We start from the raw sequence: 24,214 nt of genomic DNA, 5'->3' as shown, positions 1-24,214 counted from the left end.
CATCGGCGCGCAGCCGATGGCGGTGGGCTTACAAAATCAGATACGACGACGCTTTTGCGGGCGGCAGCCGTTGTGCGGCACCGGCGTCACATCAGAGATGGACGTGATGCGGATGCCCAGGGCACCCAGTGCACGAACGGAAGACTCGCGACCAGGACCGGGGCCCTTGATCTCGACGTCCAGGTTCTTGATGCCTTGCTCAATGGCAGCGCGACCAGCCACTTCCGACGCGACCTGGGCCGCAAAGGGCGTGGACTTGCGGGAGCCCTTGAAGCCTTGACCACCCGACGAAGCCCAGGACAGGGCGTTGCCCTGACGGTCCGTGATGGTGATGATCGTGTTGTTGAACGATGCGTGAACGTGAGCAATACCGTCCGAAACGTTCTTGCGGACCTTCTTGCGCACGCGTTGTGCTGCGTTATTGGCGGGTGCTTTTGCCATATTGATCTCTCAATTATTTCTTCAGAGCGGCTGCTGCCTTACGCGGACCCTTGCGAGTACGGGCATTGGTGCGGGTACGTTGACCACGCATCGGCAGGCCACGGCGGTGACGGAAGCCACGGTAGCAACCGATGTCCATCAAGCGCTTGATGTTCATCGTCGTTTCGCGACGCAGGTCACCTTCAATGGTGAACTGCTCGATTTGTTCGCGAATTTTTTCCAGATCGCCGTCCGTCAGATCTTTGATCTTCTTGGTGTAAGCGATACCGGTTGCTTCGCAAATCTTGCGAGCGCGGGTGCGACCGATGCCAAAGATGGCGGTCAGACCGATTTCCGCATGCTTGTGCGGAGGAATGTTAATCCCAGCAATACGTGCCATGGTGCGTCCTCTATAACTTGTCTAAATCAACCTTGGCGCTGCTTGTGACGTGCATCTGTGCAGATCACACGCACCACGCCCTTGCGGCGGATGATTTTGCAGTTGCGGCAAATTTTCTTGACCGAAGCCGAAACTCTCATTTCATTCTCCTAAAACTCTTCAAACCGCAACCATCACTTGGCGCGGAAAACAATACGTGCCCGAGACAGATCGCAGGGCGTGAACTCAACAGTGACCTGGCGGGGTTCTGATCGCCTTGCCCATCATCTGGGCAAGGTGGCCAGGTCCTGTCAAATCAAGCACCCGGCGATGTCTTGAAGTTAGCCTTCTTAAGGAGTGACTCGTACTGCTGCGACATCATGTAGTTTTGAACCTGGGCCATGAAGTCCATGGTCACCACCACGATGATCAACAGGGAAGTACCCCCAAAGTAAAACGGAACGTTGTACTTCAGGATCAGGAACTCAGGCAGCAAACACACAAACGTGATGTAAGCCGCACCAGCCAAGGTCAGGCGCACGAGAATCTTATCGATGTAGCGTGCGGTCTGGTCACCAGGCCGAATTCCAGGGACGAAAGCCCCACTCTTCTTCAAGTTATCTGCTGTCTCACGGCTGTTGAAAACCAGCGCCGTATAGAAGAAGCAGAAAAATACGATCGCGGCGGCGTAGAACATGACGTAGATGGGCTGACCCGGGGTCAACGCACCTGCAATGTCCTTCAACCAACGCATCGATTCACCGGTGCTGAACCAACCCACCACCGTTGCCGGCAACAGGATGATCGACGAAGCAAAGATCGGCGGCACCACACCAGCCATGTTGAGCTTCAAGGGCAGATGGGAAGACTGGCCCCCATAAACCTTGTTGCCAACTTGACGCCGGGCATAGTTGACTAGGATCTTCCGCTGACCACGTTCGACGAAAACGACGAAGTAGGTCACCAAAATCACCACAGTCACAATGAACAGGGCGGCCAGAATGCTCATCGCACCCGTGCTGACCAGCTCCAACAAGCCGCCGATGGAATTCGGAAGACCTGCTGCGATACCTGCAAAAATCAGGATCGAGATGCCGTTACCCAAACCGCGCTCAGTGATCTGTTCACCCAGCCACATCAGGAACATGGTCCCTGCCGTCAGACTCACCACAGCGGTCAGGCGGAAGCCAAAACCGGGAGCGATGACCAGACCTGCGGTGCCTTCCAGTGCCACGGCAATGCCGAGGGACTGAAAAAGCGCCAGACCCAGTGTCCCATAACGGGTGTATTGGGTGATCTTGCGACGACCTGCCTCACCTTCCTTCTTGAGCTGCTCCATGGCAGGAAGGACGTAAGACAGAAGTTGCATGATGATCGACGCCGAGATGTACGGCATGATGCCCAGTGCGAACACCGTGAATCTGGACAGTGCTCCACCGGAGAACATGTTGAACAGATTCAGAATCCCACCCTGCTGGCCCTTGAAGAGCTGCTGGAGTTGCGCCGGGTCAATGCCCGGCACAGGGATGTGGGCGCCAATGCGATACACCACGAGCGCGAGCAACAGAAACACCAGGCGCCGGCGCAGATCGCCGAACTTCCCAGTCTTTGCCATTTGTGCTGCGCTAGTTGCCACGATGGACGTCTTTCAAAGACCGATCAGGCGGCGAAACTGCCGCCGGCGGCTTCGATCACGGCCTTGGCGCCGGCGGTAGCGCCGATGCCATTGAGCTTGACAGCCTTGGTCAGGGTGCCGGTCTTGACGACCTTGACAACCTTGGCCAATTCGCCAACCAGACCAGCGACCTTCAGAGCGCCCAGATCAACTTCGGCCAGGCCCAACACTTCCAGATCGCCCAGGGTGATCTCAGCGTTGAACTTCAGCAGATGCGACTTGAAACCGCGCTTGGGCAGGCGACGTTGCAGAGGCATTTGACCGCCTTCGAAACCCACCTTGTGGTAGCCGCCCGAACGCGACTTCTGACCCTTGTGACCACGGCCGGCCGTCTTGCCGAGACCGGAGCCAATGCCACGGCCAACGCGACGCTTGGCGTGCTTGGCGCCAGCTGCGGGCTTGATGCTATTGAGTTCCATGTTCTCTTCTCTCAGAGCACTTTGACCAGGTAGCTGATCTTGTTAATCATGCCGCGCACTTCAGGGCTGTCCTGCAGTTCGCTGATGCTGTTCAGCTTGCGCAGGCCCAGACCACGAACGGTGGCGCGGTGCGATTCCTTGGTGCCGATCGGGCTGCGAACCAGCTGGATCTTCACGGTGTTTTGCGTTGTCATGTGGAGGCTTCCTTAGACAAAGAGGTCTTCAACAGACTTGCCGCGCTTGGCCGCGACGTTCGAAGGCGTCGTGGAGTTCTTCAGCGCGTCAAACGTTGCGCGAACCATGTTGTAAGGGTTCGAGGAACCATGGCTCTTGGCCACGATGTCCGTCACGCCCATCACTTCGAACACAGCACGCATCGGGCCGCCAGCAATGATGCCGGTACCCTTGGGAGCGGGAGCCATCATCACAACAGCGGCGCCATGGTGGCCGGTCACGTTGTGGAAAATGGTGCCGTTCTTCAAGGAGACCTTGGTCATGTTGCGACGGGCTTCTTCCATCGCCTTTTGCACAGCAGCAGGCACTTCTTTCGACTTGCCCTTGCCCATGCCAACACGACCATCGCCATCGCCGACCACGGTCAGGGCTGCGAAACCGAGAATTCGGCCGCCCTTAACCACTTTGGTCACGCGGTTCACGGCGATCATCTTCTCGCGCATGCCGTCGTCACGACCTTCGTCTTTTACTTGGGGTGAAAATTTAGCCATTTTTTATTCCCGTCCGCTTAGAACTGCAGGCCTGCTTCACGGGCTGCGTCGGCCAAAGCCTTGACGCGACCGTGGTATGCGAAACCAGCGCGATCGAATGCAACCTTCTCAACGCCGGCAGCCTTCGCCTTTTCAGCGATGCGCTTGCCGATCAGTTGAGCGGCAGCGGCGTTGCCGCCCTTGCCGGAAGCACCCAGGGTGGTGCGCACTTCGGCTTCTGCCGTCGATGCGGCAGCCAACACCTTGGTGCCGCAACCAGAGATCACAGTGGCGTAGATGTGCAGGTTGGTGCGGTTCACGCTCAGACGCGCAACGCCTTGATTGGCAATGCGAATGCGAGTTTGACGTGCACGGCGCAGACGCTGCTCTTTTTTGGTCAACATGCTGCAGCTCCTTACTTCTTCTTGGTCTCTTTGATCGTGATCTTTTCGTCCGAATAACGGATACCCTTGCCCTTGTAAGGCTCGGGAGGACGAACAGCACGGATCTCGGCAGCCACTTGACCCACGCGCTGACGGTCAGCGCCCTTGATCAAGATTTCAGTTGCCGTCGGAGTGGCCACGGTAATGCCTTGGGGCATTTCGATGTTCACGGGGTGGGAGTAACCCACAGCCAGGTTCAGCTTGGTGCCTTGAGCAGCGGCCTTGTAGCCCACGCCGACCAGAGTCAGCTTCTTCTCAAAACCCTTGCTGACGCCCAACACCATGTTGTTGACCAACTGGCGGAACGTGCCATACATGGCGTTCGCTTCGCGGGAGTCATTCACGGGAGCAAACGTCAGCTTGCCGTCTTCGATTGCGACCTTCACCAGGGCGTTTTGCGCCAGGGTCAGAGCACCGCCGGTGCCCTTCACGCTGATTTGGTCTTCTTTGATCTGCACATCCACACCTTGGGGGATGGCGACCGGTGCTTTGCCTACGCGGGACATTTCAGTTTCTCCTCAATGTCACGGTTTAAGCCACATAGCAGAGCACTTCGCCACCGACACCGGTAGCACGTGCTTTGCGATCAGTCATCACGCCCTTGGGGGTGGTGACGATGGCCACGCCGAGGCCATTCATGACTTGGGGGATGGCGTCACGGCCCTTGTAGACACGCAGACCGGGGCGGCTGACGCGCTCAATGCGCTCAATCACCGGGCGACCAGCGTAGTACTTCAGGGAAATTTCGAGTTCGGACTTGCCTTCAACTGCCTTCACTTGGAAGCCGTCGATATAGCCTTCATCTTTCAGCACTTGGGCGATGGCAACCTTCACTTTGGACGAAGGAACCAACACGGTAGCCTTGGCCACCATTTGTGCGTTGCGGATGCGGGTCAGCAAGTCAGCGATGGGATCACTCATGCTCATGTTTAATCTCTCCTGCCTGCTTACCAGCTGGCTTTGGTGATACCGGGGATATCACCAGCAAATGCCAGTTCACGAATCTTTGCACGGCCCAGACCGAATTGACGGAAGGTGCCACGCGGACGGCCCGTGATCTCGCAACGGTTGCGTTGACGGGTCGGGTTGGCGTTGCGCGGGAGCTTTTGCAGACCCAGACGGGCAGCAGCACGCTCTTCTTCGCTACGCTTGGAATCGTTGGCGATGGCCTTCAGTTCGGCGTGTTTTTTCGCGAACTTAGCAACCAGTTTTTCTCGCTTGAGCTCGCGCTCGATCAAAGCTACTTTAGCCACACGACACCTCAGTTCTTGAACGGGAAACGGAAGCCGGCGAGCAGTGCCTTGCACTCTTCGTCCGTCTTGGCCGTCGTGGTGATGCTGATATTGAGACCGCGCAGGGCATCGACCTTGTCGTACTCAATTTCCGGGAAGATGATTTGTTCCTTGACGCCGATGTTGTAGTTGCCACGGCCGTCAAAGGCACGACCCGAGATACCGCGGAAGTCGCGGACGCGGGGCAGAGCAACCGTCACAAAACGGTCCAGGAATTCATACATCTGAACGCCACGCAGGGTCACCATGCAGCCAATGGCTTGGCCTTCACGGATCTTGAAACCAGCGATAGCCTTCTTGGCCTTGGTCACCACGGGCTTTTGGCCGGCAATCTTGGTCAGGTCGCCAACGGCGTTGTCCATGACCTTCTTGTCCGACACAGCTTCGCTCACGCCCATGTTCAGGGTGATCTTGGTCAGACGCGGCACTTGCATCGGAGACGTGTAGCCAAACTTGGCCATCAGTTCCGGAGCCACTTTTTCGCGGTAGTGTTGTTGCAGTCGTGCCATGGTCATGCCACCTTGATTTCTTCGCCGCTGGACTTGTAAACGCGAACGCGCTTGCCGTCAGCTTGCAGCTTGATGCCCACGCGGTCAGCCTTGCCAGTGGCGGCATTGAAAATGGCCACGTTGGACTGGTGGATAGGCATGGTCTTTTCAACGATGCCACCGGTCGTACCCTTCAGGGGGTTCGGCTTGGTGTGCTTCTTAACCAGGTTGACGCCTTCCACAATCACGTGGGAGTCGTCTTTGCGCAGCACAACTTGGCCACGCTTGCCCTTGTCGCGCCCTGTGAGCACGATCACTTCATCGCCTTTGCGGATCTTGTTCATGATTCGCGTCCTCAGAGAACTTCAGGAGCCAGGGACACGATCTTCATGAACTTTTCGTTACGCAGTTCACGCGTCACGGGTCCAAAGATGCGGGTGCCGATGGGCTCCAGCTTGGCGTTCAGCAGCACTGCTGCATTGCCGTCAAATTTAACGAGCGAGCCATCGCCACGGCGGATGCCCTTGGCGGTGCGAACGACCACTGCGCTATAGATCTCGCCTTTTTTGACGCGACCACGCGGAGCGGCTTCTTTGATGCTCACCTTGATGATGTCGCCAACACTTGCATAGCGACGCTTGGAACCGCCGAGCACCTTGATGCACAGGACGGACTTGGCGCCAGTGTTGTCGGCAACCTCTAACCGAGATTCTGTCTGGATCATTTCAATATTCCCAACTTGTACCAGGGCTCTTGACCATCAAAAGCACCAGTCAGTCTTGGGCCCGTCGTCCGCGCCGCAAACCATTTGCGGCGCTTCCGCTGGGCAAGAAACTTCACTTTTTACAGCGAAGCCTGTGAGTATTGCAAAAAATCCAGGTGGCGTCAAGCCCCTGCCGCTGAAATGTCAGGGCAGGGTCGCATAGCGCTGGGCCAGCGCGAGAAAGTCTTCCACCGACTGGGGCAGACCCAGTTCCTGCTCGAGGATGAGGGCCACGGCGGGCGCCGCGGCAGCAGCGGCGCGGGCGTCCAGGAAGAGCATGCGGTGACGGCGCGCGAGCACATCTTCAATGGTGCGCGCGTATTCATACCGGGCGGCGAATCGTACCATTGCTTCGGACAGGTTCGGACCGACCCAGTGGTCAGCCCCCGGCAGACTGGCCAGCAGCGCCGCTTCCTGGCCGTACAGATGCGCACCAGGCGGCTGACTCAAGCGCACCGTGGGCGCACCGACCTCAGGCGCACCGACCAGCCGGTGTTGCGCGGTGGTGGATGCCGGCAACGTCGGCAGCAGCCCCGCCTGTTCGCATTTTTGCAACACATCCTCGGCCATGGCCCGGTAAGTGGTCCATTTGCCACCCGTCACCGTGACCAGGCCGGATTTGCTGACCGCCACGGTGTGCTCTCGGCTGATGCCCTTGGTATTGCCATCGTCTTCGACCGGCTTGACCAGCGGGCGCAGGCCGACCCAGACGCTGCGCACGTCTTCGCGGCGCGGCGCACGCTTCAAGTAGCGAGCAGACTCTTCCAGGATGAAGGCCACCTCGTCGGCAAAGGCCTCGGGCTCACGCGCCAGGTCGTCGCGTGGGGTGTCGGTGGTGCCCAGGATGACCTTGCCCAACCAGGGCACGGCAAACAGCACGCGGCCATCGGCCGTTTTGGGCACCAGCAAGGCATGGTCGCCAGGCAGGAATTCGCGGTCCACCACCACGTGCACCCCCTGGCTGGGGGCCACCATGGGCTTGCTGGTCCGGCCCATGGCCTCACCGTCCATTTGACGCAGGGCATCGACCCAGACGCCTGCGGCATTCACCACGCAGCGGGCGCGCACGTCGTAGCTTTGGCCGCTTTCCTGGTCGACACAGCTCAGACCGTCGATGCGCCCTTGCGTGTGGTGCAGACCGGTGACGGCACAGTAATTGACCAGCAAAGCGCCCAACTGGGCGGCCGAGCGCGCCAGCACCAGCGCCAGGCGCGCGTCGTCAAACTGGCCATCCCAGTACTTCACGCCGCCCCAGAGGTGGTCTTCGCTGATGGTGGGCAGGCAAGCGCGGGTGCGCGCCTGACCCAGGAATTCGGTCGGGCCCAGGCCTGCTTTGCCAGCCAGGGCGTCATACATCTTGAGACCGATGCCATAAAAGGGCGACTCCCACCAGTGGTAGGAAGGCATCACAAAAGGCAGCGGTTGCGCCAAATGGGGCGCATTGTTCAACAGGGTGGTGCGCTCGTGCAGCGCTTCGCGCACCAGGGAAATATTGCCCTGCGCCAGGTAGCGCACGCCGCCGTGCACCAGCTTGGTGGCGCGCGAGGAGGTGCCCTTGGCAAAGTCGTGCGATTCCAGCAGCACCACGCTCAGGCCGCGCAGGGCGGCGTCCAGCGCGACCCCCAGACCGGTCGCCCCGCCACCGATGATGGCCAGGTCATAGACATGCGGCTGGGCCAGACGCTCGATGAGGTCGGCTCGCAGGGTCGCTTGGGGCAGTGGGGTATCGCTCATGTCTTTACAGGCAGACCGCTCGGCCAAAAAGCCGGCAGCCTGGCATTCAGGGCGGGGCCTTGATCGGGCCCCGCGTGGATTTCAATCCGGCGCCCACCCGATCAGGCGGGCGCCGGAACCTGTTCGCTCAGCCGGGGCTCAGCGAACCTTGCCGTCCTTCCAAGCTTGCAACAGCTTGTCGTAATTGACGGTTTCGCCCTTGGGCTTCTCGTTGGCCAGCTTGGCCCAGGGCGCACCCTTGTCGCTCAGCCACTTGGAGGCGTCGCTCTTGGGGTTCAGCTTGGGAGCGCAGCTGGCCATGCCGGCGCGCTCGAGGCGGGCCATGACTTGGTCCATTTCCTCGGCCAGGTTGTCCATCGCGGCTTGCGGGGTCTTTTCACCCGTGACGGCCTGGGCCACGTTCTTCCACCACAGCTGGGCCAGCTTGGGGTAGTCGGGCACGTTGTTGCCGGTGGGGGTCCAGGCCACGCGGGCCGGGCTGCGGTAGAACTCGATCAGGCCGCCGTACTTGGCCGCGTTCTGCGTGAAGTAGTCGTGGCGGATGTCGCTGTCACGGATGAAGGTCAGACCCACCACCGACTTCTTGGCCGACACGGTCTTGGCGGTCACGAACTGGGCGTACAGCCAGGCCGCCGCGGTCTTGTCCGCATCGTGGCCCTTGAAGAAGGTCCACGAACCCACGTCCTGGTAGCCGTTTTGCATGCCTTGCTTCCAGTACGGGCCGTTCGGGCCGGGCGCCATGCGCCACTTCGGCGTGCCGTCCTCGTTCACCACGGGCAGACCCTTCTTGGTCATGTCGGCGGTGAAGGCGGTGTACCAGAAGATCTGCTGAGCGATCTGGCCTTGGGCAGGCACCGGGCCGGCTTCGCCGAAGGTCATGCCCGAAGCTTCCTTGGGCGCGTACTTCTTCATCCAGTCCACGTACTTGGTCAGCGCGTAGACCGCGGCCGGCGAGTTGGTGGCGCCACCGCGCGAGACCGAGGCGCCCACCGGGGTGCACTTGTCGGCCGCGACACGGATGCCCCACTCGTCCACGGGCATGCCGTTGGGGATGCCCTTGTCGGCGGTACCGGCCATGGACAGCCAGGCGTCGGTGAAACGCCAGCCCAGCGAGGGGTCCTTCTTGCCGTAGTCCATGTGGCCATAGATGGGCTTGCCATCGATGTTCTTCACGTCGTTGGTGAAGAACTCTGCGATGTCTTCGTAGGCGCTCCAGTTTTGCGGCACGCCCAGTTCGTAGCCGTACTTGGCCTTGAACTTGTCTTGCAGGTCCTTGCGCGCGAACAGGTCGGCGCGGAACCAGTACAGGTTGGCGAATTGTTGGTCGGGCAACTGGTACAGCTTGCCGTCCGGTGCGGTGGTGAAGCTGGCACCGATGAAGTCCTTCAGGTCCAGATCGGGGTTGGTGTATTCCTTGCCGGCACCGACCATGTAGTCGGTGAGGTTCATGATCTTGCCGTAGCGGTAGTGGGTACCGATCAGGTCAGAGTCGCTGATCCAGCCGTCATAGATCGACTTGCCCGACTGCATCGAGGTCTGCAGCTTTTCAACCACGTCGCCTTCTTGGATCAGGTCGTGCTTGACCTTGATGCCGGTGATTTCTTCAAAGGCCTTGGCCAGGGTCTTGGACTCGTACTCGTGGGTGGTGATGGTTTCAGACACCACCGAGATTTCCTTCACGCCCTTAGCCTGCAGCTTCTTGGCGGCCTCGATGAACCACTTCATTTCGGCCATCTGCTTGTCCTTGGACAAGGTCGACGGCTGGAACTCGCTGTCAATCCACTTCTTGGCTTCGGCCTCGCCAGCATGGGCGTAAGAGCCGGCGACCAGGGCCGCAGCCATGGCGAGCGCCGTGTAACGCAATTTCATGAGATGTCTCCTCAAGTGCAAATCCCCGGTTTATGAAAAGGTTGTCCGGCCCCGGGGAAGGGTCGAGCCGAATTCCTGTCTGTCCACAGAGCCCCTCAGCCCTTGTGCATGACCAGCGCCAGAACCCCCATGGACAGCACGAAGCTGACCCACACCGAGGGCTCTGAATCGAGGCTCAGCCAAGCTTGGAACTTGTCGCTGAGGCCCACAAACATCAGGTTCACATAGGCCGCGCTGAGCAGGCCAATGAAGAGGCGATCGCCACGCGTGGTGCGCAGCGGCAAGAAGCCCTTGCGCTCCACGGTGGGCGAGCGGATTTCCCACACCGTCATGCCAATCAGCATCAGGACGATGGAGATGAAGAACACCGCGACCGGCAAGGTCCAGGCCATCCATTCAAGCATTGCGGTCTCCTTAAACACGGCCCATCGCGAAACCCTTCGCGATGTAGTGGCGCACAAACCAAATCACGATCGCTCCAGGCACGATGGTCAGCACCCCGGCGGCGGCCAGCGTGGCCCAGTCCATGCCGCTGGCCGAGACCGTGCGGGTCATGGTGGCGACGATGGGCTTGGCGTTGACGCTGGTCAGCGTGCGCGCCAGCAACAGCTCGACCCAGCTGAACATGAAGCAGAAGAAAGCTGCCACGCCCACACCAGCCTTGATCAGGGGCAGGAAGATGGTCAGGAAGAAGCGCGGGAAGCTGTAGCCGTCGATGTAGGCGGTCTCGTCGATCTCACGCGGGATGCCGCCCATGAAGCCCTCCAGAATCCAAACCGCCAGCGGCACGTTGAACAGCAGGTGGGCCAGCGCCACCGCGATGTGCGTGTCCATCAGGCCCACGGTTGTGTAGAGCTGAAAGAAGGGCAGCAAGAACACAGCCGGGGGCGTCATGCGGTTGGTCAGCAGCCAGAAGAACACATGCTTGTCGCCCAGGAAGCGGTAGCGCGAAAACGCGTACGCGGCCGGCAACGCCACCGACACCGAGATCACCGTGTTGATGGCCACGTAGATCATCGAGTTGATGTAGCCCGAGTACCAGGACGGGTCCGTGAAGATGGTCCGGTAGTTGGCCCAGGTGAAGTGCTGTGGGAAGAAGGAGAAGCTCGACAGGATCTCCTCATTCGTCTTGAAGCTCATGTTGATCATCCAGTAGATGGGCAACAAGGCAAACACCAGGTACAGCGCCAGGAAAATGCTGCGCTTGTGGAAGCGGTTCTCATGCATGGCCGGTCTCCTCCGGGTTCTGCGTGCCCATGCTTTGCATCCAGTTGTACAGGATGAAGCAGAGCAAAAGGATGATCAGGAAGTAAATCAGCGAGAAGGCGGCTGCCGGGCCCAGGTCGAACTGGCCCACGGCCTTCTGCGTCAGGTACTGGCTCAGGAAGGTGGTCGCATTGCCAGGGCCGCCACCGGTCAACACAAAGGGCTCGGTGTAGATCATGAAGCTGTCCATGAAGCGCAGCAGCACGGCAATCATCAGCACGCCGCGCATCTTGGGCAGCTGGATGTAGCGGAACACCGCGAGCTTGGAAGCACCGTCGATGCGGGCCGCCTGGTAGTAAGCATCGGGGATGCTGCGCAGGCCGGCAAAGCCCAGCAGGGCCACCAGCGGCGTCCAATGCCACACGTCCATCACCAGCACGGTCAGCCAGGCGTCAGTGGCGTTGCCGGTGTAGCTGTAGTTGATGCCCAACTGGTGCAGGGTGTGGCCCAGCAGGCCAATGTCCTCGCGGCCATAGATCTGCCAGATGGTGCCCACCACGTTCCAGGGGATCAGCAGCGACAAGGCCACCACCACCAGCACCGCAGACGACTTCCAGCCCTGCGCGGGCATGGACAGGGCCAGCAAAACGCCCAGGGGCAATTCAACCGCCAGCACCGCCAGCGAGAACAACAACTGGCGCAGCAAGGCGCTGTGCAGCTCGCTGTCGCGCATCACGGCCATGAACCATTCGGTGCCCACGAAGACGCGGCGCTCGGGCGAGATGATGTCCTGCACCGAGTAATTCACCACCGTCATCAGCGGCACGATGGCCGAGAAGGCCACGCACAGGATCACGGGCAGGATCAGGAACCAGGCTTTCTGGTTCACGGGTTTGTTGACGGCGCTCATGACACCAGTTCCTCATTCACATAAAAGCAGCTGTGCTGACCCAGCAGCTGCAGCCAGACCTCGTCACCGGGTTTCAAGGACAACCACTCCACGCCCAGGCGGGCCTTGAGGGGCACGCCCTGCACTTCGGCAGTCAGCATCAAATGCGTGCCCACGTCCTGCACCTGGCGCACCTTGGCGGCCACAGCGCCGGGGGCGTTCGGGGCAGTGACCTCCACGTACTCCGGGCGAACCCCCAGCTTGAGCGGGCCCTCGGGCAGTTGCACGCCCGCAGGCAGGGGCCACTCGTCCCCGGCCAACAGCAGCTTGCTGCCACGCACTTCAGCGTTCAAGAAGTTCATGCCGGGCGAGCCGATGAAGTGACCCACAAAAGTGTGTTGCGGGCGCTCGAACAGCGCATCGGCCGGGCCCACCTGCACGGCGCGGCCGCGCGTCATGACCACCACCTGGTCGGCAAAGGTCAGCGCCTCGACCTGGTCGTGGGTGACGTAGATCAGGGTGAGCTTGAGCTCGTGATGAATCTGCTTGAGCTTGCGACGCAGCTGCCACTTGAGGTGGGGGTCGATCACGGTCAGCGGCTCATCAAACAGCACGGCCGACACATCCGGACGCACCAGGCCACGGCCCAGCGAGATCTTTTGCTTGGCGTCAGCCGCCAGGCCAGCGGCGCGCTGGTTGAGCTGGCCGCTCATGTCGAGCATCTCGGCGATCTCACCGACGCGCTTCTTGATCTGGGCCTCGGGCACTTTGCGGTTGCGCAGCGGGAAGGCCAGGTTCTCGGCCACCGTCATGGTGTCGTAGATCACCGGGAACTGGAACACCTGGGCGATGTTGCGCTCCTGCGGGCTCAGACGGGTCATGTCGCGGCCATCAAACAGCACCTTGCCGTGCGAAGGCTGCAGCAGGCCCGAGGTGATGTTGAGCAGCGTGGTCTTGCCACAGCCCGAGGGGCCCAGCAGCGCGTAGGCGCCGCCGTCCTCGAAAGTCATCTTCAGCGGCAGCAGCGCGTAGTCGCTGTCTTGCTGCGGGTTGGGCCGGTAAGCGTGGGCCAGGTCGAGTTCTATGCGGGCCATCTTCAGTGTCCTTTGGCGCGTTCGGGGGCCACGGCCAGGTCGCCGCTGCCGTCAAAGACATAGGCCTGGGCGGGGCTGAAATACATCGTGATCGGCGCGCCCAGGTCAAAGTAGTGCACCCCGGTCAGCTGGGCCACCAGCTCGCCCACCGCCGTGTGGACGTGGACGAAGGTGTCGGAGCCGGAGATCTCGGCCAGCTCCACCTGCCCTGCCAGTGCCACATCGCCCGGACGGGCCTGCACGCGCAGCGCCGGGGCACGCAGGCCCACCGTGACTTGCGAGCCCGACACCCGGCTGGGCAGGCCCAGCGCCAGGCTGGGGCCACCGCGCAGGCTCAAGGTCTGGTCTTGCGCGTCAGCGGTCAGCAGGTTCATCGGCGGATCGCTGAAGGCGCGCGCCACGCGCAGCGAGCGCGGGCGGTGGAAGACCTCAGCCGTTGGGCCGTACTGCAGCAACTCGCCCTGGTCCAGCACCGCGGTGTAGCCGCCCAGCAGCAGGGCTTCGCCGGGCTCGGTGGTGGCATAGACGACGGTCGAGTCGCCGGTGGCAAACAGCTGGGTCAGCTCTTCGCGAAGTTCTTCGCGCAGCTTGTAGTCCAGGTTCACCAGGGGCTCATCCAGCAGCATCAAGGGGGCCTTCTTGGCCAGCGCGCGGGCCAGGGCCACACGCTGCTGCTGGCCGCCCGACAGCTCGGCTGGCAGGCGCTCCAGGAACATGTCGATGTGCAGCTTGGTGGCCAGCTCGCGCACGCGCTGGTCCACTTGCGGGTCCTTGCGCAGCAGCAGGGGCGAGGCGATGTTGCGCGCCACCGTCATCGACGGGTAGTTGATGAACTGCTGGTAGACCATGGACACATCGCGCTGACGCACCGGCACCCCGGTCACATCGCGCCCGTCGACCAGGACCCGGCCCTGGCTCGGGGTGTCCAGGCCCGCCATGATGCGCATCAGGCTGGTCTTGCCTGCCTGGGTCGCGCCCAAGAGCACCGTCACGGCGCCGCTTTGCAAGGCCAGGTCCATGGGGTAGAGCCAGCTCTCCGCCCCCACTTTCTTGCCAATGCCTTCCAATACCAGCTGCATCACGCAACCTTTCAACGTTTTGTCTCTGAGACGGGTCGCGCCAACAGCGGCACACACCCCGGTTCCAATTTTTCGGAATTTTGCGATTATTGTTCTTTTTGATTCGTTTTTGATTCTGGTTAACCCTTAACGGGTTCCTTTTGTTTCCCTTTAAAGTCCTTGACTTCAACCTTGCCTCCCACTGCCCCGTGAACTTCAACCCCCGACAACTCAGACTGATCGACGTCGTGCGCGAGCGTGGCTCGGTGACCGTGGAAGATCTGGCCGAAGAACTCTCGGTCACCCTGCAGACCGTGCGCCGCGATGTGCAACGTCTGGCTGAAAGCGGCACCCTGACCCGCTTCCATGGCGGGGTGCGCGTGCCCAGCTCCACCACGGAGAACATCGCCCACCCGCAGCGCCAGAACCTGCACGCCGAGGGCAAGGCCCGCATCGCGCGCGCTGTGGCACGCCAGGTGCCCAATGACTGTTCGCTGATCCTCAACATCGGCACCACCACCGAGGCCATCGCCGAAGCCTTGCTGCACCACACCGGCCTGCGCGTGATCACCAACAACCTCAACGTGGCCACCATCCTGTGCCGCAACCCCAGCTTTGAAGTGATCGTGGCCGGCGGCGTGGTGCGCGCCCGTGACCGCGGCATCGTGGGCGAGGCGGCGGTCGACTTCATCCGCCAGTTCAAGGTCGACATCGCGCTGATCGGCATCTCGGGCATCGAGTCCGATGGATCATTGCGTGACTACGATTACAGGGAGGTGAAAGTCGCCCAGACCATCATCGAGCACGCGCGCGAGGTGTGGCTGGCCGCCGACGCCAGCAAGTTCAACCGCCCTGCCATGGTCGAGGCCGCCACACTGGCCCAGATCGACCGCCTGTTCACCGACGCCCAGCCCCCCGCCCCCTTCCCGCAGCTGCTGGAAGACGCGGGCGTGCGGCTGGAGCTGTGCCTGGACTGACCCTCTTTTGCCCCGGACTTTCTCCCCATGACCTATTTGTTGGCCCTCGACCAGGGCACCTCCAGCTCGCGCAGCATCGTGTTCGACCGCCAAGGCCATGTGGTGGCCCAGGCGCAGCAAGAGCTGCCGCAGATCTACCCCCAGCCAGGCTGGGTCGAACACGACCCACGCCTGATCTGGCAAACCCAGCTCGACACCGCCCGCGCCGTGCTCAAGCAAGCCGGCCTCAGCGCGCGTGACATCCACGCCGTGGGCATCACCAACCAGCGTGAAACCACCGTGGTCTGGAACCGCAAGACGGGCCAGCCCATCCACCACGCCATCGTCTGGCAGGACCGCCGTGCCGAACCCGCCTGCGCCCGCCTGCGCGAGCAAGGCCATGCGGCCCTGATCCAGCAACGCACCGGCCTGCTGGTCGATGCCTACTTTTCAGGCACCAAGCTGCAGTGGATCCTGAACCAGGTGCCAGGCGCCCGCGCCCAGGCCGAGGCCGGCGAGCTGGCCTTCGGCACGGTGGACAGCTGGCTGATGTGGCAGCTCACTGGCGGGGCGGTGCACGCCACCGACGTGAGCAACGCCTCGCGCACCATGCTGTTCGACATCCGGAACAACCGCTGGGACCCCGAGCTGCTGGCCCTGCTCGACATCCCTGCCAGCCTGATGCCCGAGGTCCGCCCCTCCAGCGCCGACTACGGCCAGGTGCTGCCCGAGCTGCTGGGCGCGCCGATCCGCATCGGCGGCGTGGGTGGCGACCAGCAAAGCGCCCTGTTTGGACAGGCCTGCTTCCGCGCCGGCATGGCCAAGAACACCTACGGCACCGGCTGCTTCATGCTGATGCACACCGGCAACACCTTCCAGACCTCGCAAAACGGCCTGCTCACCACCAGCGCCGCCCAGCCCAGCCACCAGACCGAATTCGCCATCGAAGGCAGCGTCTTCGTGGGCGGTGCCGTGGTGCAGTGGCTGCGCGACGGCCTCAATGCCATCCAGGCCAGCGGCGAAGTGCAGGCGCTGGCGCAAAGCGTGCCGGACTCGGGCGGCGTGATGATGGTGCCCGCCTTCACAGGCCTGGGCGCGCCCTACTGGGACCCCGAAGCCCGGGGCACCATCACCGGCATCACCCGAGGCACCACCCTGGCCCACATCGCCCGTGCGGCGCTGGAAAGCATCGCCTTCCAAAGCACCGCCTTGCTGCAAGCCATGAGCCGCGACGCGGTCGCCGCCGGCGGCAGCCCCGTGACCGAGCTGCGCGTGGACGGCGGCGCCTGCGCCAACGACTTGCTGATGCAAATCCAGGCCGACCTGCTGGGCATCCCCGTGGTGCGTCCCGCCGTGATCGAAACCACCGCCCTGGGCGCGGCCTACCTGGCCGGCCTGGGCACGGGCCTGTACGCCGGCACCGAGGAACTCAGCAGCCAGTGGCGCGCCGAGCGCACCTTCCTGCCCACCCTGGGCCGCGCCCAGGCGCAGGAGCGCATCGCGCACTGGGAGCGCGCCGTCAGACAAGCTACTGCCACTTGAAAAAGCCCAGTACCGGCCGGGCCAGCGCCTCAAAGGCTCTAGACTTCGGCCTCGTGAGCACCGACAACGCTTCTTCTCCGTCCCCTGCGCCCCAGCCCCTGCGCCGCCGCCAATGGCTGCAATGGGCCGGCGTCGCCACCCTGGGCGCGGCCCTGCCCGGCTGCGCGCCGCTCGGCCCACGCCAGCCCCACACGCCCAGCCCGCGCCAGTTGCGCTTGCTGGGTGAGTCGCGAATCCCCTACCGACACCCTTTTCAGGACACCACCGTGGGGGGCCTGTCGGGCCTGGACTACCACCCCGGCACGGGCCAGTGGATCGCCATCAGCGACGACCGATCGGACCGCCAGGCGGCGCGCTTCTACACCCTGAACCTGGACGTCTCCGCTCAGGGCCTGGGCGACCCCCAACTGCTGCGCAGCACGCCCCTCTTGGCGGCCAACGGCCTGCCCTACCCTGGGCGTCAGCACAGTGCGGCGCCCGGCCAGCCCCAGCCCGACATTCCCGACCCTGAGGCCATCCGCTACCGCGCCGGGACCGGCACCCTGCTCTGGACCAGCGAGGGCGATGTGCGCCTGGGCCTGTCGCCAGCGCTGCGCGAAATCAGCCTGGACGGTCGCCACCTGCGCGACTTCACCCTGCCCGACATGCTGCGCGTGGGCAGCGACCCCGCCCGCGGCCCGCGCAAGAACCAGTGCTTTGAAGGCCTGGCCCTGACGCCCAACGAAAGCCACGCCTGGGTCGCCATGGAAGGCCCCTTGCTGCAAGATGGCCCCGAGCCTCGCGTGGGTCAGGTCGGCGGCCCAGTGCGCCTGACCCGCTTTGACCTGCGCAGCGGCCGGGCCGACCGGCAAATCGCCTACGTGCCCGACGCCCTGCCCCACCAACCCATCCCGCCTGGGGCGCCAGCGGACAACGGCCTGAGCGAAATCCTGATGCTCAACGCGCACGAGATGCTGGTGCTGGAGCGCGCCTACATGAGCGGCGTGGGCCTGTCCCTGGCGCTGTACCGCATCGACACCCGCCAGGCCAGCGACACCCTGAACCAAGCCACCTTGCAGGCCGGCCGCTTCGAGCCCGCCCGCAAGACCCTGGTGGCCGACTTCAGCCAGCTCGGCATCTCGCGCTTGGACAACACGGAAGGCATGTGCTGGGGCCCCACCCTGCCCAACGGCCACCGCACCCTGGTGTTCGTCAGCGATGACAATTTCAACCCCCTGCAAATCACCCAGTTTCTGGCCTTTGAATATTTGGATCCCTCTCTGACATGACCTCGAAAATCGCATTCATCGGCGGCGGCAACATGGCCAGCGCCATCATCGGAGGCCTGCTCAAGCAAGGCCTGAAGGCGGCCGACATCCTGGTGGTGGAGCCCTTTGCCGAGGCCCGCGAGCGCCTGGCGCGTGACTTGGGCGTGCACGCGCAAGAAGTCGCCGATGCCCGCCTGGCCCAAGCCGGCCTGGTGGTCTGGGCCGTCAAGCCACAGACCTTCCGCGACGCGGCGGCCGCCGTGCAAGCGCATGCCACGGGCGCGCTGCACCTCAGCGTGGCCGCCGGCATCCGCAGCGACAGCATCGCCGCCTGGCTGGGCACCGAGCGCGTGGTGCGCTGCATGCCCAACACCCCGGCCCTGGTGGGCAAGGGCATGACGGGCCTGTTTGCCCGCGCGGCCGTCACCGACGCCGACCGCCAGCAGGTCGAACAGGTGGTCCGAACCACCGGCGACCTGCTGTGGGTGGCGCAAGAAACCCAACTCGACGCCGTGACCGCGCTGTCGGGCTCTGGCCCGGCCTATGTGTTCTATTTCATCGAGGCCATGGCCGCCGCAGGCGCCCAGATGGGCCTGAGCCCGGAGCAATCGCTCCAACTCGCCATTGGCACCTTTGTGGGGGCAGCCGATCTGGCCCAGGCGTCGACCGAAGGCCCCGAGGTGCTGCGCCAGCGCGTCACCTCCAAGGGGGGCACCACCTACGCAGCCCTGAGCTCGATGGAAGAAAGCCGCATCAAGGAACACTTCATGCTTGCGATGGAGAAGGCGCGCGCGCGTGCTGTGGAGTTGGGTAACGAATTCGGTACCGTTTGAGGGGCGCAAGCGCGCCCCAAATTCGGTCAGAATAGCGCCCGACAAGAGACAAACCCACGGGGCCAAGAGGGGCCTCGTCCATCAACCACCTTTTTCGCAGAACGAGAAACACCATGAAAAAACTGATGACCGCCATCCTGTCGGCTGCCCTGGTGGTCCTGCCCCTGGCAGTGACCAGCACCCCCGCTGCGGCCAAGACCAGCAGCAGCGCCAAGCCGCATGCCAAGGCCCATGCCAAAGCCGGCAAGAAGGCTGGCAAGCACGCCAAAAAAGCCAAGAGCAGCAAGCACGCCAAGGCCGCCAAGGCCGCCAAGGCCGGCAAGAACAACCTGCCCAAGGCCAAGACGAAGATTCACCACGCTTACTGAGCCCCGCCCTGAGTCGGGCTGCCCACAGGTGGTCCGGCGGGTCGATCAGCCCAGCAGCGAGCCCAAGACCAGCGCCGCGAACAGCGTGGCGCCCAGCCAGTGGTTGGCTCGAAACGCCTGAAAACAACCCGCGCGCTCGCGCCGGCGAATCAGGCTGACGTGCCAGCCCACCTGGCCCAGCGCCCCCAGCGAGCCCAGCACCAGGCTCCAGGCGGGCCACCGATCCCACAAGACCGCCACCCAGATCAACAGGCTGCCCAGGTAGAAAGCCGTCACGGCCATGACATCCCAGCGGCCCAGGGTGATGGCGGAAGTCTTCATGCCGATCTTCAGGTCGTCGTCCCGGTCCACCATGGCGTACTCGGTGTCGTAAGCCAGCACCCACAGCAAATTGCTCAGCACCAGCCAGGCCACCAGCGGGCTCAGCGGCACAGCCAAGGCGGTGAAAGCCATCGGAATGCCAAAGCTGAAGGCCACGCCCAGCACCGCCTGGGGCATGGACACCCAGCGTTTGGCATAGGGGTAGAGCAGGGTCACCGCCAGCGCACCCAGGGACCAGAACACCGTCACGGTGTTGGTGCTCAGCACCAGCACCAAGGACAGCAGGGCCAGGCCCGCGGCCAGCAGCAGGGCCTCGCGCACCGACACCGCGCCGCTGGTCACGGGGCGCTGCGCCGTGCGTTTGACGTGGCGATCAAAGTCGCGGTCGGCCACGTCGTTGATGCAGCAGCCCGCGCTGCGCATCAAGATGGTCCCCAGGGTGAACACCAGCAGCAGGTGCCAACCCGGGAACCCGCCCGCCGCCACCCACAGCGCACTCAGCGTGGGCCACAGCAACAGCAACCAGCCAGCAGGCCGGTCCCAGCGGATCAGGTCCAAGTACAGCGAAAGCCGGCCACGGGGCCGGGGGGCAGTAGAAGCAGTCATCGCACGGTGCGGCGGGGGCCACCGCCAAAGCAGAAAGACCTTGATTTTCGCAGCAAGCCCGAACCCGACCGTGCGCTCAGCCTCACTCTTCCAACAGGGAACGCAGCATCCAGGCGGTTTGCTCGTGCACCGTCAGGCGCTGGGTCAGCAGGTCGGCCGTGGGCTCGTCACTGGCTTTGTCGGCCAAGGGGAACAGTTCACGGGCCGTGCGGGCCACCGCCTCGTGGCCGGTGACGAGGATGCGCACCATTTCCAGCGCCTTGGGTGGCGTGCCGGGCGCGTCCGGCACGCTGGCCAGACGACCAAAGTCCGCGTACGAACCCGGCGCGGGATGGCCCAGCGAGCGGATGCGCTCAGCGATCGGGTCCACCGCCGTCCACAGCTCGGTGTACTGGGTCATGAACATGGTGTGCAGGGTGTTGAACATCGGACCCGTCACGTTCCAGTGGAAGTTGTGCGTGGTCAGGTACAGGGTGTAGGTGTCGGCCAGCAGGCGCGACAAACCCTTGGCGATGGCAGCGCGGTCTTTGTCGCTGATGCCGATATTGATGACAGGCGCCGACTTGGCGCTGCTGCTGCGGGGGGATTTGGCCATGCGAGAAACTCCAGAAAACAGGTCAACAAAAGGCCGACGCCATGCCGCGCTTGGCAGGGCGAAGGCCTACCAAACACTGTAACGCCAAGCGCCGGGCGCTGTCGCACGGGCGGGCCAATCCACAGTGGCGCACTTGGGGCTCAGGACAGGCGCTTCACGCCCGGCAGTTCGCAGGCGTAGATGGCGTTGCGCAAGGCCGCAATGGCCTCGTAGCGGGTGAAGCTGCGCCGCCAGGCCAGGGACACGCGGCGGTAGGGCACGTCGCCCTCAAACGGCAGGTAGACCACATGGGCTTCGCTGTCGGCCTTGCGCCGGCGCGCGCGCGGCGCCAGCGCCTCCTTGGGCACGCTCAGGCGCGGCACCAGTGTCACGCCCATGCCGGCAGCCACCATGTGCTTGATGGTCTCCAGCGAGGAGCCCTCGAAGCTCTTGCGAATGCCTTCAGCGTTGCTGGAGAAGCGCGCGAACTCGGGGCAGACCTCGAGCACATGGTCGCGAAAGCAGTGGCCATTGCCCAGCAGCAGCATGGTTTCGCTCTTCATCTCCTCGGCAGTGATGTGCTTACGGCTGGCCAGCGGGTGGGTGCTGGGCACTGCGGCCATGAAGGGCTCGTCGTACAGCGGCGCCAGCGCCAGGCCGGTGTCGGGAAAAGGCTCGGCCATGATGGCGCAGTCGATCTCACCGGTACGCAGCATCTCCATCAGCTTGACGGTGAAGTTCTCCTGCAGCATCAGGGGCATTTGCGGCGTGCGCGCAATCGCCTGGCGCACCAGGTCGGGCAGCAGGTAGGGGCCGATGGTGTAGATCACGCCGAGCTTCAGGGCGCCGGCCAAGGGGTCTTTGCCGCGCTTGGCGATCTCCTTGATGGCGGCGGCCTGCTCCAACACGCTTTGCGCTTGGCGCACGATTTCCTCGCCCAGCGGGGTGACGCTGACTTCGTTGGCGCTGCGCTCGAACAGCTTCACTTCCAGCTCGTCTTCGAGCTTGCGGATGGCCACCGACAGCGTGGGCTGGGACACAAAGCAGGCCTCAGCGGCCTTGCCAAAGTGCTTTTCGCGGGCCACGGCAACGATGTATTTGAGTTCGGTCAGGGTCATGGGGTGGCATTCAGGCCCGCGCACCGGTGGAGGTCGGCGCCAGGCTCAGGCTTTGAGGAATTCGGATTTTCCTCCCAACCAGCGCCCGACGTGCAAACGGGCTTGCACCGGGTGCTGGTCCAGCATCACGGGTGCGGCCTCGCGGGCCCAGTCCAGCAGCACGGTGTCGGTGGCCAGGTCGGCAAAACGCAGCAGTGGCGCGCCCGACTGGCGAGCCCCCAAAAACTCGCCCGGCCCCCGGATCTCGAGGTCGCGGCGCGCGATCTCGAACCCATCGGCGGTCTCGGCCATGGCGCGCAGCCGCTCGCGCGCCGTCTCGCCCAAGCGGCCGCTTTCGTTGGTGGCGTAAAGCAGCACGCAGGCCGAGGCCGCAGCCCCCCGCCCGACCCGGCCGCGCAACTGGTGCAGCTGGCTCAGGCCAAAGCGCTCGGCGTGTTCGATCACCATCAACGAGGCATTGGGCACGTCCACGCCCACCTCGATCACCGTGGTGCTGACCAGCACGCCCATCTCGCCACGCGTGAACAAGTCCATCACCGCTTTCTTCTCGGCCGTGGGCATGCGTGAATGCAGCAGACCCACCATGACGCCGGGCAGGGCGTCGCTGAGGTCGGCGTGGGTGGCGGTGGCGTTGCTCAGGTCCAGCGCCTCGCTCTCCTCGATCAGCGGGCAGACCCAGTACACCTGGCGGCCCTGGGCGATCTGGTCGGCGATGCGCGCCACCACCTCGTCGCGGCGGCTGTCCGACACCAGCTTGGTGACGATGGGGGTGCGCCCAGGCGGCAACTCGTCGATCGTGGAGACGTCGAGGTCGGCGTAATAGCTCATGGCCAGGGTGCGCGGGATGGGGGTGGCGCTCATCATCAGCAGGTGCGGCTCGCGCCCCGTGCCATCGTCGAGCTTGCTGCGCAAGGCCAGGCGCTGGGCCACGCCAAAACGGTGCTGCTCGTCGATCAAGGCCAGGGCCAGGTTCTTGAACTTGACCTGTTCCTGGATCACCGCGTGGGTGCCCACCACCAGCGCGGCCTCGCCGCTCTCCACCAGGGCCAGGGCGGCCGTGCGCTCCTTCTTTTTCTGCGCGCCCGCCAGCCAGGCCACTTTCTTGCCCAGGGGCGCGAGCAGGGGCTCCAGCCAGCCGATGAGCTTGCCAAAGTGCTGCTCGGCCAGGATTTCGGTCGGCGCCATCAACGCGCACTGCCAGCCCGAGTCGATGCAGATGGCCGCGGCCAGCGCCGCCACCACCGTCTTGCCCGAGCCCACGTCGCCTTGCAGCAGGCGGTGCATGGGCACCCCGCGCGCCAAATCACCGGCGATCTCTTCGCACACCCGGCGCTGGGCGGCGGTCAGGGCAAAGGGCAGCACCGCCAGCAATTGTTCGTGCAGCGACAGCACGCCCCGCTGGTGCAGCGGCTTGAGCGCCGGCGCGCGCAGGCGGGCGCGCTCGCGCTTGGACTCGAGTTGCGACAGCTGCTGGGCCAGCAGCTCTTCGGCCTTCAGGCGCTGCCAGGCCGGGTGGCTGTGGTCTTCCAATGCGGCCAGCGACACATCGGGCGTCGGGTGGTGCAAAAAGACCAGCGCCGAGCGCAGGTCGGACAGGCGCAGGTAGTCGATGCCCTGCAGCACCGGGGCGGGGATGGTCTCGCTCAGGTCCGCGCGCATCAGGCCCGACTGCACGGCGCGGCGCAGGTAGGGCTGGGGCAGTTGGGCCACCGTGGGGTAGATCGGCGTCAGCGCGGTGGGCAGCTCGCCCCCGGCCAGGCGGAACGCCGGGTGCAGCATTTGCCGCCCCCAAAAACCACCTTTGATCTCGCCGCGCACGCGCAGCAAAGCGCCCACCGCCAGGGTCTTTTGGTGCGAGGGGTAGAAGCTGAAAAAGCGCAGCTCGCAGCTGCCGCTCTCGTCCTCCACCGTCACCACCAGCTGGCGGCGCGGACGCATGGAGATCTCGCTCTTCACCACCGTGGCCTCGATCTGTACCGTGTCGCCGTCGCGGGCATTGCGCAGCAAGGTGATGCGGGTTTCGTCCTCGTAGCGCAGCGGCAGGTGCAGGGCCAGGTCGATGTCGCGCGTCAGGCCCATCTTGATCAAGGCCTTTTGGGGCGGCGACAGCTCACGCCCAGCGCCAGCCGCCGCGGTCTTGGCGGGGGCTTTGGCTGGGGCAGTGGGCGAGGAGGCCATACCTGTATTTTTACCCAGGGATTCAAGCCTGGGGGCCT

At 63.7% G+C, this 24,214-nt stretch carries 30 protein-coding genes; 5 read left to right on the top strand and 25 right to left on the bottom strand.

Annotation, left to right across the window (positions count from 1 at the left end; translation table 11 throughout):
- Positions 1 to 36 precede the first annotated feature (36 nt).
- The 21 genes from rpsK to PSQ39_RS17585 form a co-directional block, all read right to left on the bottom strand.
- Positions 37 to 441: a 30S ribosomal protein S11 gene (gene rpsK / locus PSQ39_RS17690; RefSeq protein ID WP_019576343.1), complete on the bottom strand. Its 405-nt coding sequence runs from the start codon at positions 439 to 441 to the stop codon at positions 37 to 39.
- A 13-nt stretch (positions 442 to 454) separates the two neighbouring features.
- Positions 455 to 820, bottom strand: a complete 366-nt coding sequence (gene rpsM / locus PSQ39_RS17685; RefSeq protein ID WP_019576344.1) for a 30S ribosomal protein S13 — start codon at positions 818 to 820, stop codon at positions 455 to 457.
- Between the two features lie 26 nt (positions 821 to 846).
- Positions 847 to 960 (bottom strand): 50S ribosomal protein L36, encoded by a 114-nt coding sequence (rpmJ, locus tag PSQ39_RS17680; RefSeq protein WP_019576345.1) that lies wholly within the window; start codon positions 958 to 960, stop codon positions 847 to 849.
- Between the two features lie 155 nt (positions 961 to 1,115).
- Positions 1,116 to 2,435 carry a preprotein translocase subunit SecY gene (secY, locus tag PSQ39_RS17670; protein ID WP_273928278.1) on the bottom strand — a complete coding sequence of 440 codons (1,320 nt, stop codon included), beginning with the start codon at positions 2,433 to 2,435 and terminating at the stop codon, positions 1,116 to 1,118.
- A gap of 23 nt (positions 2,436 to 2,458) precedes the next feature.
- On the bottom strand, positions 2,459 to 2,893 hold the full coding sequence (gene rplO, locus PSQ39_RS17665; RefSeq protein ID WP_273928276.1) for a 50S ribosomal protein L15: 435 nt from the start codon (positions 2,891 to 2,893) through the stop codon (positions 2,459 to 2,461).
- A gap of 11 nt (positions 2,894 to 2,904) precedes the next feature.
- A complete protein-coding gene (gene rpmD / locus PSQ39_RS17660) occupies positions 2,905 to 3,087 on the bottom strand; it encodes a 50S ribosomal protein L30 (protein ID WP_273928274.1) in 183 nt (60 codons plus the stop codon).
- A gap of 12 nt (positions 3,088 to 3,099) precedes the next feature.
- A complete protein-coding gene (gene rpsE / locus PSQ39_RS17655) occupies positions 3,100 to 3,618 on the bottom strand; it encodes a 30S ribosomal protein S5 (protein ID WP_273928272.1) in 519 nt (172 codons plus the stop codon).
- Positions 3,619 to 3,635: 17 nt separating this feature from the next.
- A complete protein-coding gene (gene rplR, locus PSQ39_RS17650) occupies positions 3,636 to 4,001 on the bottom strand; it encodes a 50S ribosomal protein L18 (RefSeq protein WP_273928270.1) in 366 nt (121 codons plus the stop codon).
- Positions 4,002 to 4,012: 11 nt separating this feature from the next.
- Entirely contained in the window at positions 4,013 to 4,546 is a 534-nt protein-coding gene (rplF, locus tag PSQ39_RS17645; RefSeq protein WP_273928269.1) for a 50S ribosomal protein L6, read from the bottom strand.
- 25 nt (positions 4,547 to 4,571) lie between these two features.
- Positions 4,572 to 4,967 carry a 30S ribosomal protein S8 gene (rpsH, locus tag PSQ39_RS17640; protein WP_273928267.1) on the bottom strand — a complete coding sequence of 132 codons (396 nt, stop codon included), beginning with the start codon at positions 4,965 to 4,967 and terminating at the stop codon, positions 4,572 to 4,574.
- 20 nt (positions 4,968 to 4,987) lie between these two features.
- A complete protein-coding gene (gene rpsN / locus PSQ39_RS17635; protein WP_273928265.1) occupies positions 4,988 to 5,293 on the bottom strand; it encodes a 30S ribosomal protein S14 in 306 nt (101 codons plus the stop codon).
- Between the two features lie 8 nt (positions 5,294 to 5,301).
- Positions 5,302 to 5,841 carry a 50S ribosomal protein L5 gene (rplE, locus tag PSQ39_RS17630; RefSeq protein WP_273928527.1) on the bottom strand — a complete coding sequence of 180 codons (540 nt, stop codon included), beginning with the start codon at positions 5,839 to 5,841 and terminating at the stop codon, positions 5,302 to 5,304.
- Between the two features lie 2 nt (positions 5,842 to 5,843).
- On the bottom strand, positions 5,844 to 6,164 hold the full coding sequence (gene rplX, locus PSQ39_RS17625) for a 50S ribosomal protein L24 (protein ID WP_273928263.1): 321 nt from the start codon (positions 6,162 to 6,164) through the stop codon (positions 5,844 to 5,846).
- 11 nt (positions 6,165 to 6,175) lie between these two features.
- A complete protein-coding gene (rplN, locus tag PSQ39_RS17620; RefSeq protein ID WP_273928261.1) occupies positions 6,176 to 6,544 on the bottom strand; it encodes a 50S ribosomal protein L14 in 369 nt (122 codons plus the stop codon).
- A 183-nt stretch (positions 6,545 to 6,727) separates the two neighbouring features.
- On the bottom strand, positions 6,728 to 8,317 hold the full coding sequence (locus PSQ39_RS17615; RefSeq protein ID WP_273928259.1) for a glycerol-3-phosphate dehydrogenase/oxidase: 1,590 nt from the start codon (positions 8,315 to 8,317) through the stop codon (positions 6,728 to 6,730).
- Positions 8,318 to 8,455: 138 nt separating this feature from the next.
- Positions 8,456 to 10,186, bottom strand: a complete 1,731-nt coding sequence (locus PSQ39_RS17610) for an ABC transporter substrate-binding protein (protein ID WP_273928257.1) — start codon at positions 10,184 to 10,186, stop codon at positions 8,456 to 8,458.
- A 95-nt stretch (positions 10,187 to 10,281) separates the two neighbouring features.
- Positions 10,282 to 10,590, bottom strand: a complete 309-nt coding sequence (locus PSQ39_RS17605; protein ID WP_273928255.1) for a DUF2160 domain-containing protein — start codon at positions 10,588 to 10,590, stop codon at positions 10,282 to 10,284.
- Positions 10,591 to 10,600: 10 nt separating this feature from the next.
- Positions 10,601 to 11,413, bottom strand: coding sequence for a carbohydrate ABC transporter permease (locus tag PSQ39_RS17600; RefSeq protein ID WP_273928253.1), 813 nt, complete (start codon positions 11,411 to 11,413; stop codon positions 10,601 to 10,603).
- Entirely contained in the window at positions 11,406 to 12,302 is an 897-nt protein-coding gene (locus tag PSQ39_RS17595; protein ID WP_273928251.1) for a carbohydrate ABC transporter permease, read from the bottom strand. Before PSQ39_RS17595 ends, PSQ39_RS17600 begins: the two co-directional genes overlap by 8 nt.
- Positions 12,299 to 13,375 (bottom strand): ABC transporter ATP-binding protein, encoded by a 1,077-nt coding sequence (locus PSQ39_RS17590; RefSeq protein WP_273928249.1) that lies wholly within the window; start codon positions 13,373 to 13,375, stop codon positions 12,299 to 12,301. The genes PSQ39_RS17595 and PSQ39_RS17590 overlap by 4 nt, the downstream gene beginning before the upstream one ends.
- 2 nt (positions 13,376 to 13,377) lie before the next feature.
- The gene (locus tag PSQ39_RS17585) at positions 13,378 to 14,454 is read right to left on the bottom strand and encodes an ABC transporter ATP-binding protein (RefSeq protein ID WP_273928247.1); all 1,077 of its coding nucleotides are present in this window, start codon (positions 14,452 to 14,454) and stop codon (positions 13,378 to 13,380) included.
- 188 nt (positions 14,455 to 14,642) lie between these two features.
- On the opposite strand from PSQ39_RS17585, the gene PSQ39_RS17580 reads away from it, so the two are divergent.
- The 5 genes from PSQ39_RS17580 to PSQ39_RS17560 all read left to right on the top strand — a co-directional run bounded on the left by PSQ39_RS17580 (position 14,643) and on the right by PSQ39_RS17560 (position 19,379).
- Entirely contained in the window at positions 14,643 to 15,410 is a 768-nt protein-coding gene (locus PSQ39_RS17580) for a DeoR/GlpR family DNA-binding transcription regulator (RefSeq protein ID WP_273928245.1), read from the top strand.
- A 27-nt stretch (positions 15,411 to 15,437) separates the two neighbouring features.
- Positions 15,438 to 16,931, top strand: coding sequence for a glycerol kinase GlpK (gene glpK / locus PSQ39_RS17575; RefSeq protein ID WP_273928244.1), 1,494 nt, complete (start codon positions 15,438 to 15,440; stop codon positions 16,929 to 16,931).
- A 53-nt stretch (positions 16,932 to 16,984) separates the two neighbouring features.
- Positions 16,985 to 18,199, top strand: a complete 1,215-nt coding sequence (locus PSQ39_RS17570; RefSeq protein ID WP_273928241.1) for an esterase-like activity of phytase family protein — start codon at positions 16,985 to 16,987, stop codon at positions 18,197 to 18,199.
- On the top strand, positions 18,196 to 19,011 hold the full coding sequence (gene proC / locus PSQ39_RS17565) for a pyrroline-5-carboxylate reductase (protein WP_273928239.1): 816 nt from the start codon (positions 18,196 to 18,198) through the stop codon (positions 19,009 to 19,011). The genes PSQ39_RS17570 and proC overlap by 4 nt, the downstream gene beginning before the upstream one ends.
- Positions 19,012 to 19,124: 113 nt before the next feature.
- A complete protein-coding gene (locus PSQ39_RS17560) occupies positions 19,125 to 19,379 on the top strand; it encodes a hypothetical protein (RefSeq protein WP_273928238.1) in 255 nt (84 codons plus the stop codon).
- 45 nt (positions 19,380 to 19,424) lie between these two features.
- On the opposite strand, the gene ubiA is transcribed toward PSQ39_RS17560, so the two are convergent.
- The 4 genes from ubiA to recG form a co-directional block, all read right to left on the bottom strand.
- Positions 19,425 to 20,306 carry a 4-hydroxybenzoate octaprenyltransferase gene (gene ubiA, locus PSQ39_RS17555; RefSeq protein WP_273928237.1) on the bottom strand — a complete coding sequence of 294 codons (882 nt, stop codon included), beginning with the start codon at positions 20,304 to 20,306 and terminating at the stop codon, positions 19,425 to 19,427.
- An 82-nt stretch (positions 20,307 to 20,388) separates the two neighbouring features.
- Entirely contained in the window at positions 20,389 to 20,901 is a 513-nt protein-coding gene (locus tag PSQ39_RS17550) for a Dps family protein (protein WP_273928236.1), read from the bottom strand.
- A gap of 140 nt (positions 20,902 to 21,041) precedes the next feature.
- Entirely contained in the window at positions 21,042 to 21,998 is a 957-nt protein-coding gene (locus PSQ39_RS17545; RefSeq protein ID WP_273928235.1) for a LysR substrate-binding domain-containing protein, read from the bottom strand.
- Positions 21,999 to 22,043: 45 nt separating this feature from the next.
- Positions 22,044 to 24,176: an ATP-dependent DNA helicase RecG gene (gene recG / locus PSQ39_RS17540; protein ID WP_273928234.1), complete on the bottom strand. Its 2,133-nt coding sequence runs from the start codon at positions 24,174 to 24,176 to the stop codon at positions 22,044 to 22,046.
- Positions 24,177 to 24,214: the final 38 nt, after the last annotated feature.

The sequence above is a fragment of the Curvibacter microcysteis genome, assembly GCF_028649455.1.
GTDB classification, from domain to species: Bacteria; Pseudomonadota; Gammaproteobacteria; order Burkholderiales; family Burkholderiaceae_C; genus Curvibacter; species Curvibacter microcysteis.
Note: the sequence above shows the minus strand (reverse complement) of the source record. Positions and strands in the feature narration are given on the sequence as shown.

Excerpts from the sequence above, each read along its gene's own strand:
- rpsK (WP_019576343.1), bottom strand. The coding sequence starts at position 441 with ATGGCAAAAGCACCCGCCAATAACGCAGCACAACGCGTGCGCAAGAAG.
- rpsM (WP_019576344.1), bottom strand. The coding sequence starts at position 820 with ATGGCACGTATTGCTGGGATTAACATTCCTCCGCACAAGCATGCGGAA.
- rpmJ (WP_019576345.1), bottom strand. The coding sequence starts at position 960 with ATGAGAGTTTCGGCTTCGGTCAAGAAAATTTGCCGCAACTGCAAAATC.
- rplO (WP_273928276.1), bottom strand. The coding sequence starts at position 2,893 with ATGGAACTCAATAGCATCAAGCCCGCAGCTGGCGCCAAGCACGCCAAG.
- rpmD (WP_273928274.1), bottom strand. The coding sequence starts at position 3,087 with ATGACAACGCAAAACACCGTGAAGATCCAGCTGGTTCGCAGCCCGATC.
- rpsE (WP_273928272.1), bottom strand. The coding sequence starts at position 3,618 with ATGGCTAAATTTTCACCCCAAGTAAAAGACGAAGGTCGTGACGACGGC.
- rplR (WP_273928270.1), bottom strand. The coding sequence starts at position 4,001 with ATGTTGACCAAAAAAGAGCAGCGTCTGCGCCGTGCACGTCAAACTCGC.
- rplF (WP_273928269.1), bottom strand. The coding sequence starts at position 4,546 with ATGTCCCGCGTAGGCAAAGCACCGGTCGCCATCCCCCAAGGTGTGGAT.
- rpsH (WP_273928267.1), bottom strand. The coding sequence starts at position 4,967 with ATGAGCATGAGTGATCCCATCGCTGACTTGCTGACCCGCATCCGCAAC.
- rplE (WP_273928527.1), bottom strand. The coding sequence starts at position 5,841 with ATGGCACGACTGCAACAACACTACCGCGAAAAAGTGGCTCCGGAACTG.
- rplX (WP_273928263.1), bottom strand. The coding sequence starts at position 6,164 with ATGAACAAGATCCGCAAAGGCGATGAAGTGATCGTGCTCACAGGGCGC.
- rplN (WP_273928261.1), bottom strand. The coding sequence starts at position 6,544 with ATGATCCAGACAGAATCTCGGTTAGAGGTTGCCGACAACACTGGCGCC.
- PSQ39_RS17615 (WP_273928259.1), bottom strand. The coding sequence starts at position 8,317 with ATGAGCGATACCCCACTGCCCCAAGCGACCCTGCGAGCCGACCTCATC.
- PSQ39_RS17610 (WP_273928257.1), bottom strand. The coding sequence starts at position 10,186 with ATGAAATTGCGTTACACGGCGCTCGCCATGGCTGCGGCCCTGGTCGCC.
- PSQ39_RS17605 (WP_273928255.1), bottom strand. The coding sequence starts at position 10,590 with ATGCTTGAATGGATGGCCTGGACCTTGCCGGTCGCGGTGTTCTTCATC.
- PSQ39_RS17600 (WP_273928253.1), bottom strand. The coding sequence starts at position 11,413 with ATGCATGAGAACCGCTTCCACAAGCGCAGCATTTTCCTGGCGCTGTAC.
- PSQ39_RS17595 (WP_273928251.1), bottom strand. The coding sequence starts at position 12,302 with ATGAGCGCCGTCAACAAACCCGTGAACCAGAAAGCCTGGTTCCTGATC.
- PSQ39_RS17590 (WP_273928249.1), bottom strand. The coding sequence starts at position 13,375 with ATGGCCCGCATAGAACTCGACCTGGCCCACGCTTACCGGCCCAACCCG.
- PSQ39_RS17585 (WP_273928247.1), bottom strand. The coding sequence starts at position 14,454 with ATGCAGCTGGTATTGGAAGGCATTGGCAAGAAAGTGGGGGCGGAGAGC.
- glpK (WP_273928244.1), top strand. The coding sequence starts at position 15,438 with ATGACCTATTTGTTGGCCCTCGACCAGGGCACCTCCAGCTCGCGCAGC.
- proC (WP_273928239.1), top strand. The coding sequence starts at position 18,196 with ATGACCTCGAAAATCGCATTCATCGGCGGCGGCAACATGGCCAGCGCC.
- PSQ39_RS17560 (WP_273928238.1), top strand. The coding sequence starts at position 19,125 with ATGAAAAAACTGATGACCGCCATCCTGTCGGCTGCCCTGGTGGTCCTG.
- ubiA (WP_273928237.1), bottom strand. The coding sequence starts at position 20,306 with ATGACTGCTTCTACTGCCCCCCGGCCCCGTGGCCGGCTTTCGCTGTAC.
- PSQ39_RS17550 (WP_273928236.1), bottom strand. The coding sequence starts at position 20,901 with ATGGCCAAATCCCCCCGCAGCAGCAGCGCCAAGTCGGCGCCTGTCATC.
- PSQ39_RS17545 (WP_273928235.1), bottom strand. The coding sequence starts at position 21,998 with ATGACCCTGACCGAACTCAAATACATCGTTGCCGTGGCCCGCGAAAAG.
- recG (WP_273928234.1), bottom strand. The coding sequence starts at position 24,176 with ATGGCCTCCTCGCCCACTGCCCCAGCCAAAGCCCCCGCCAAGACCGCG.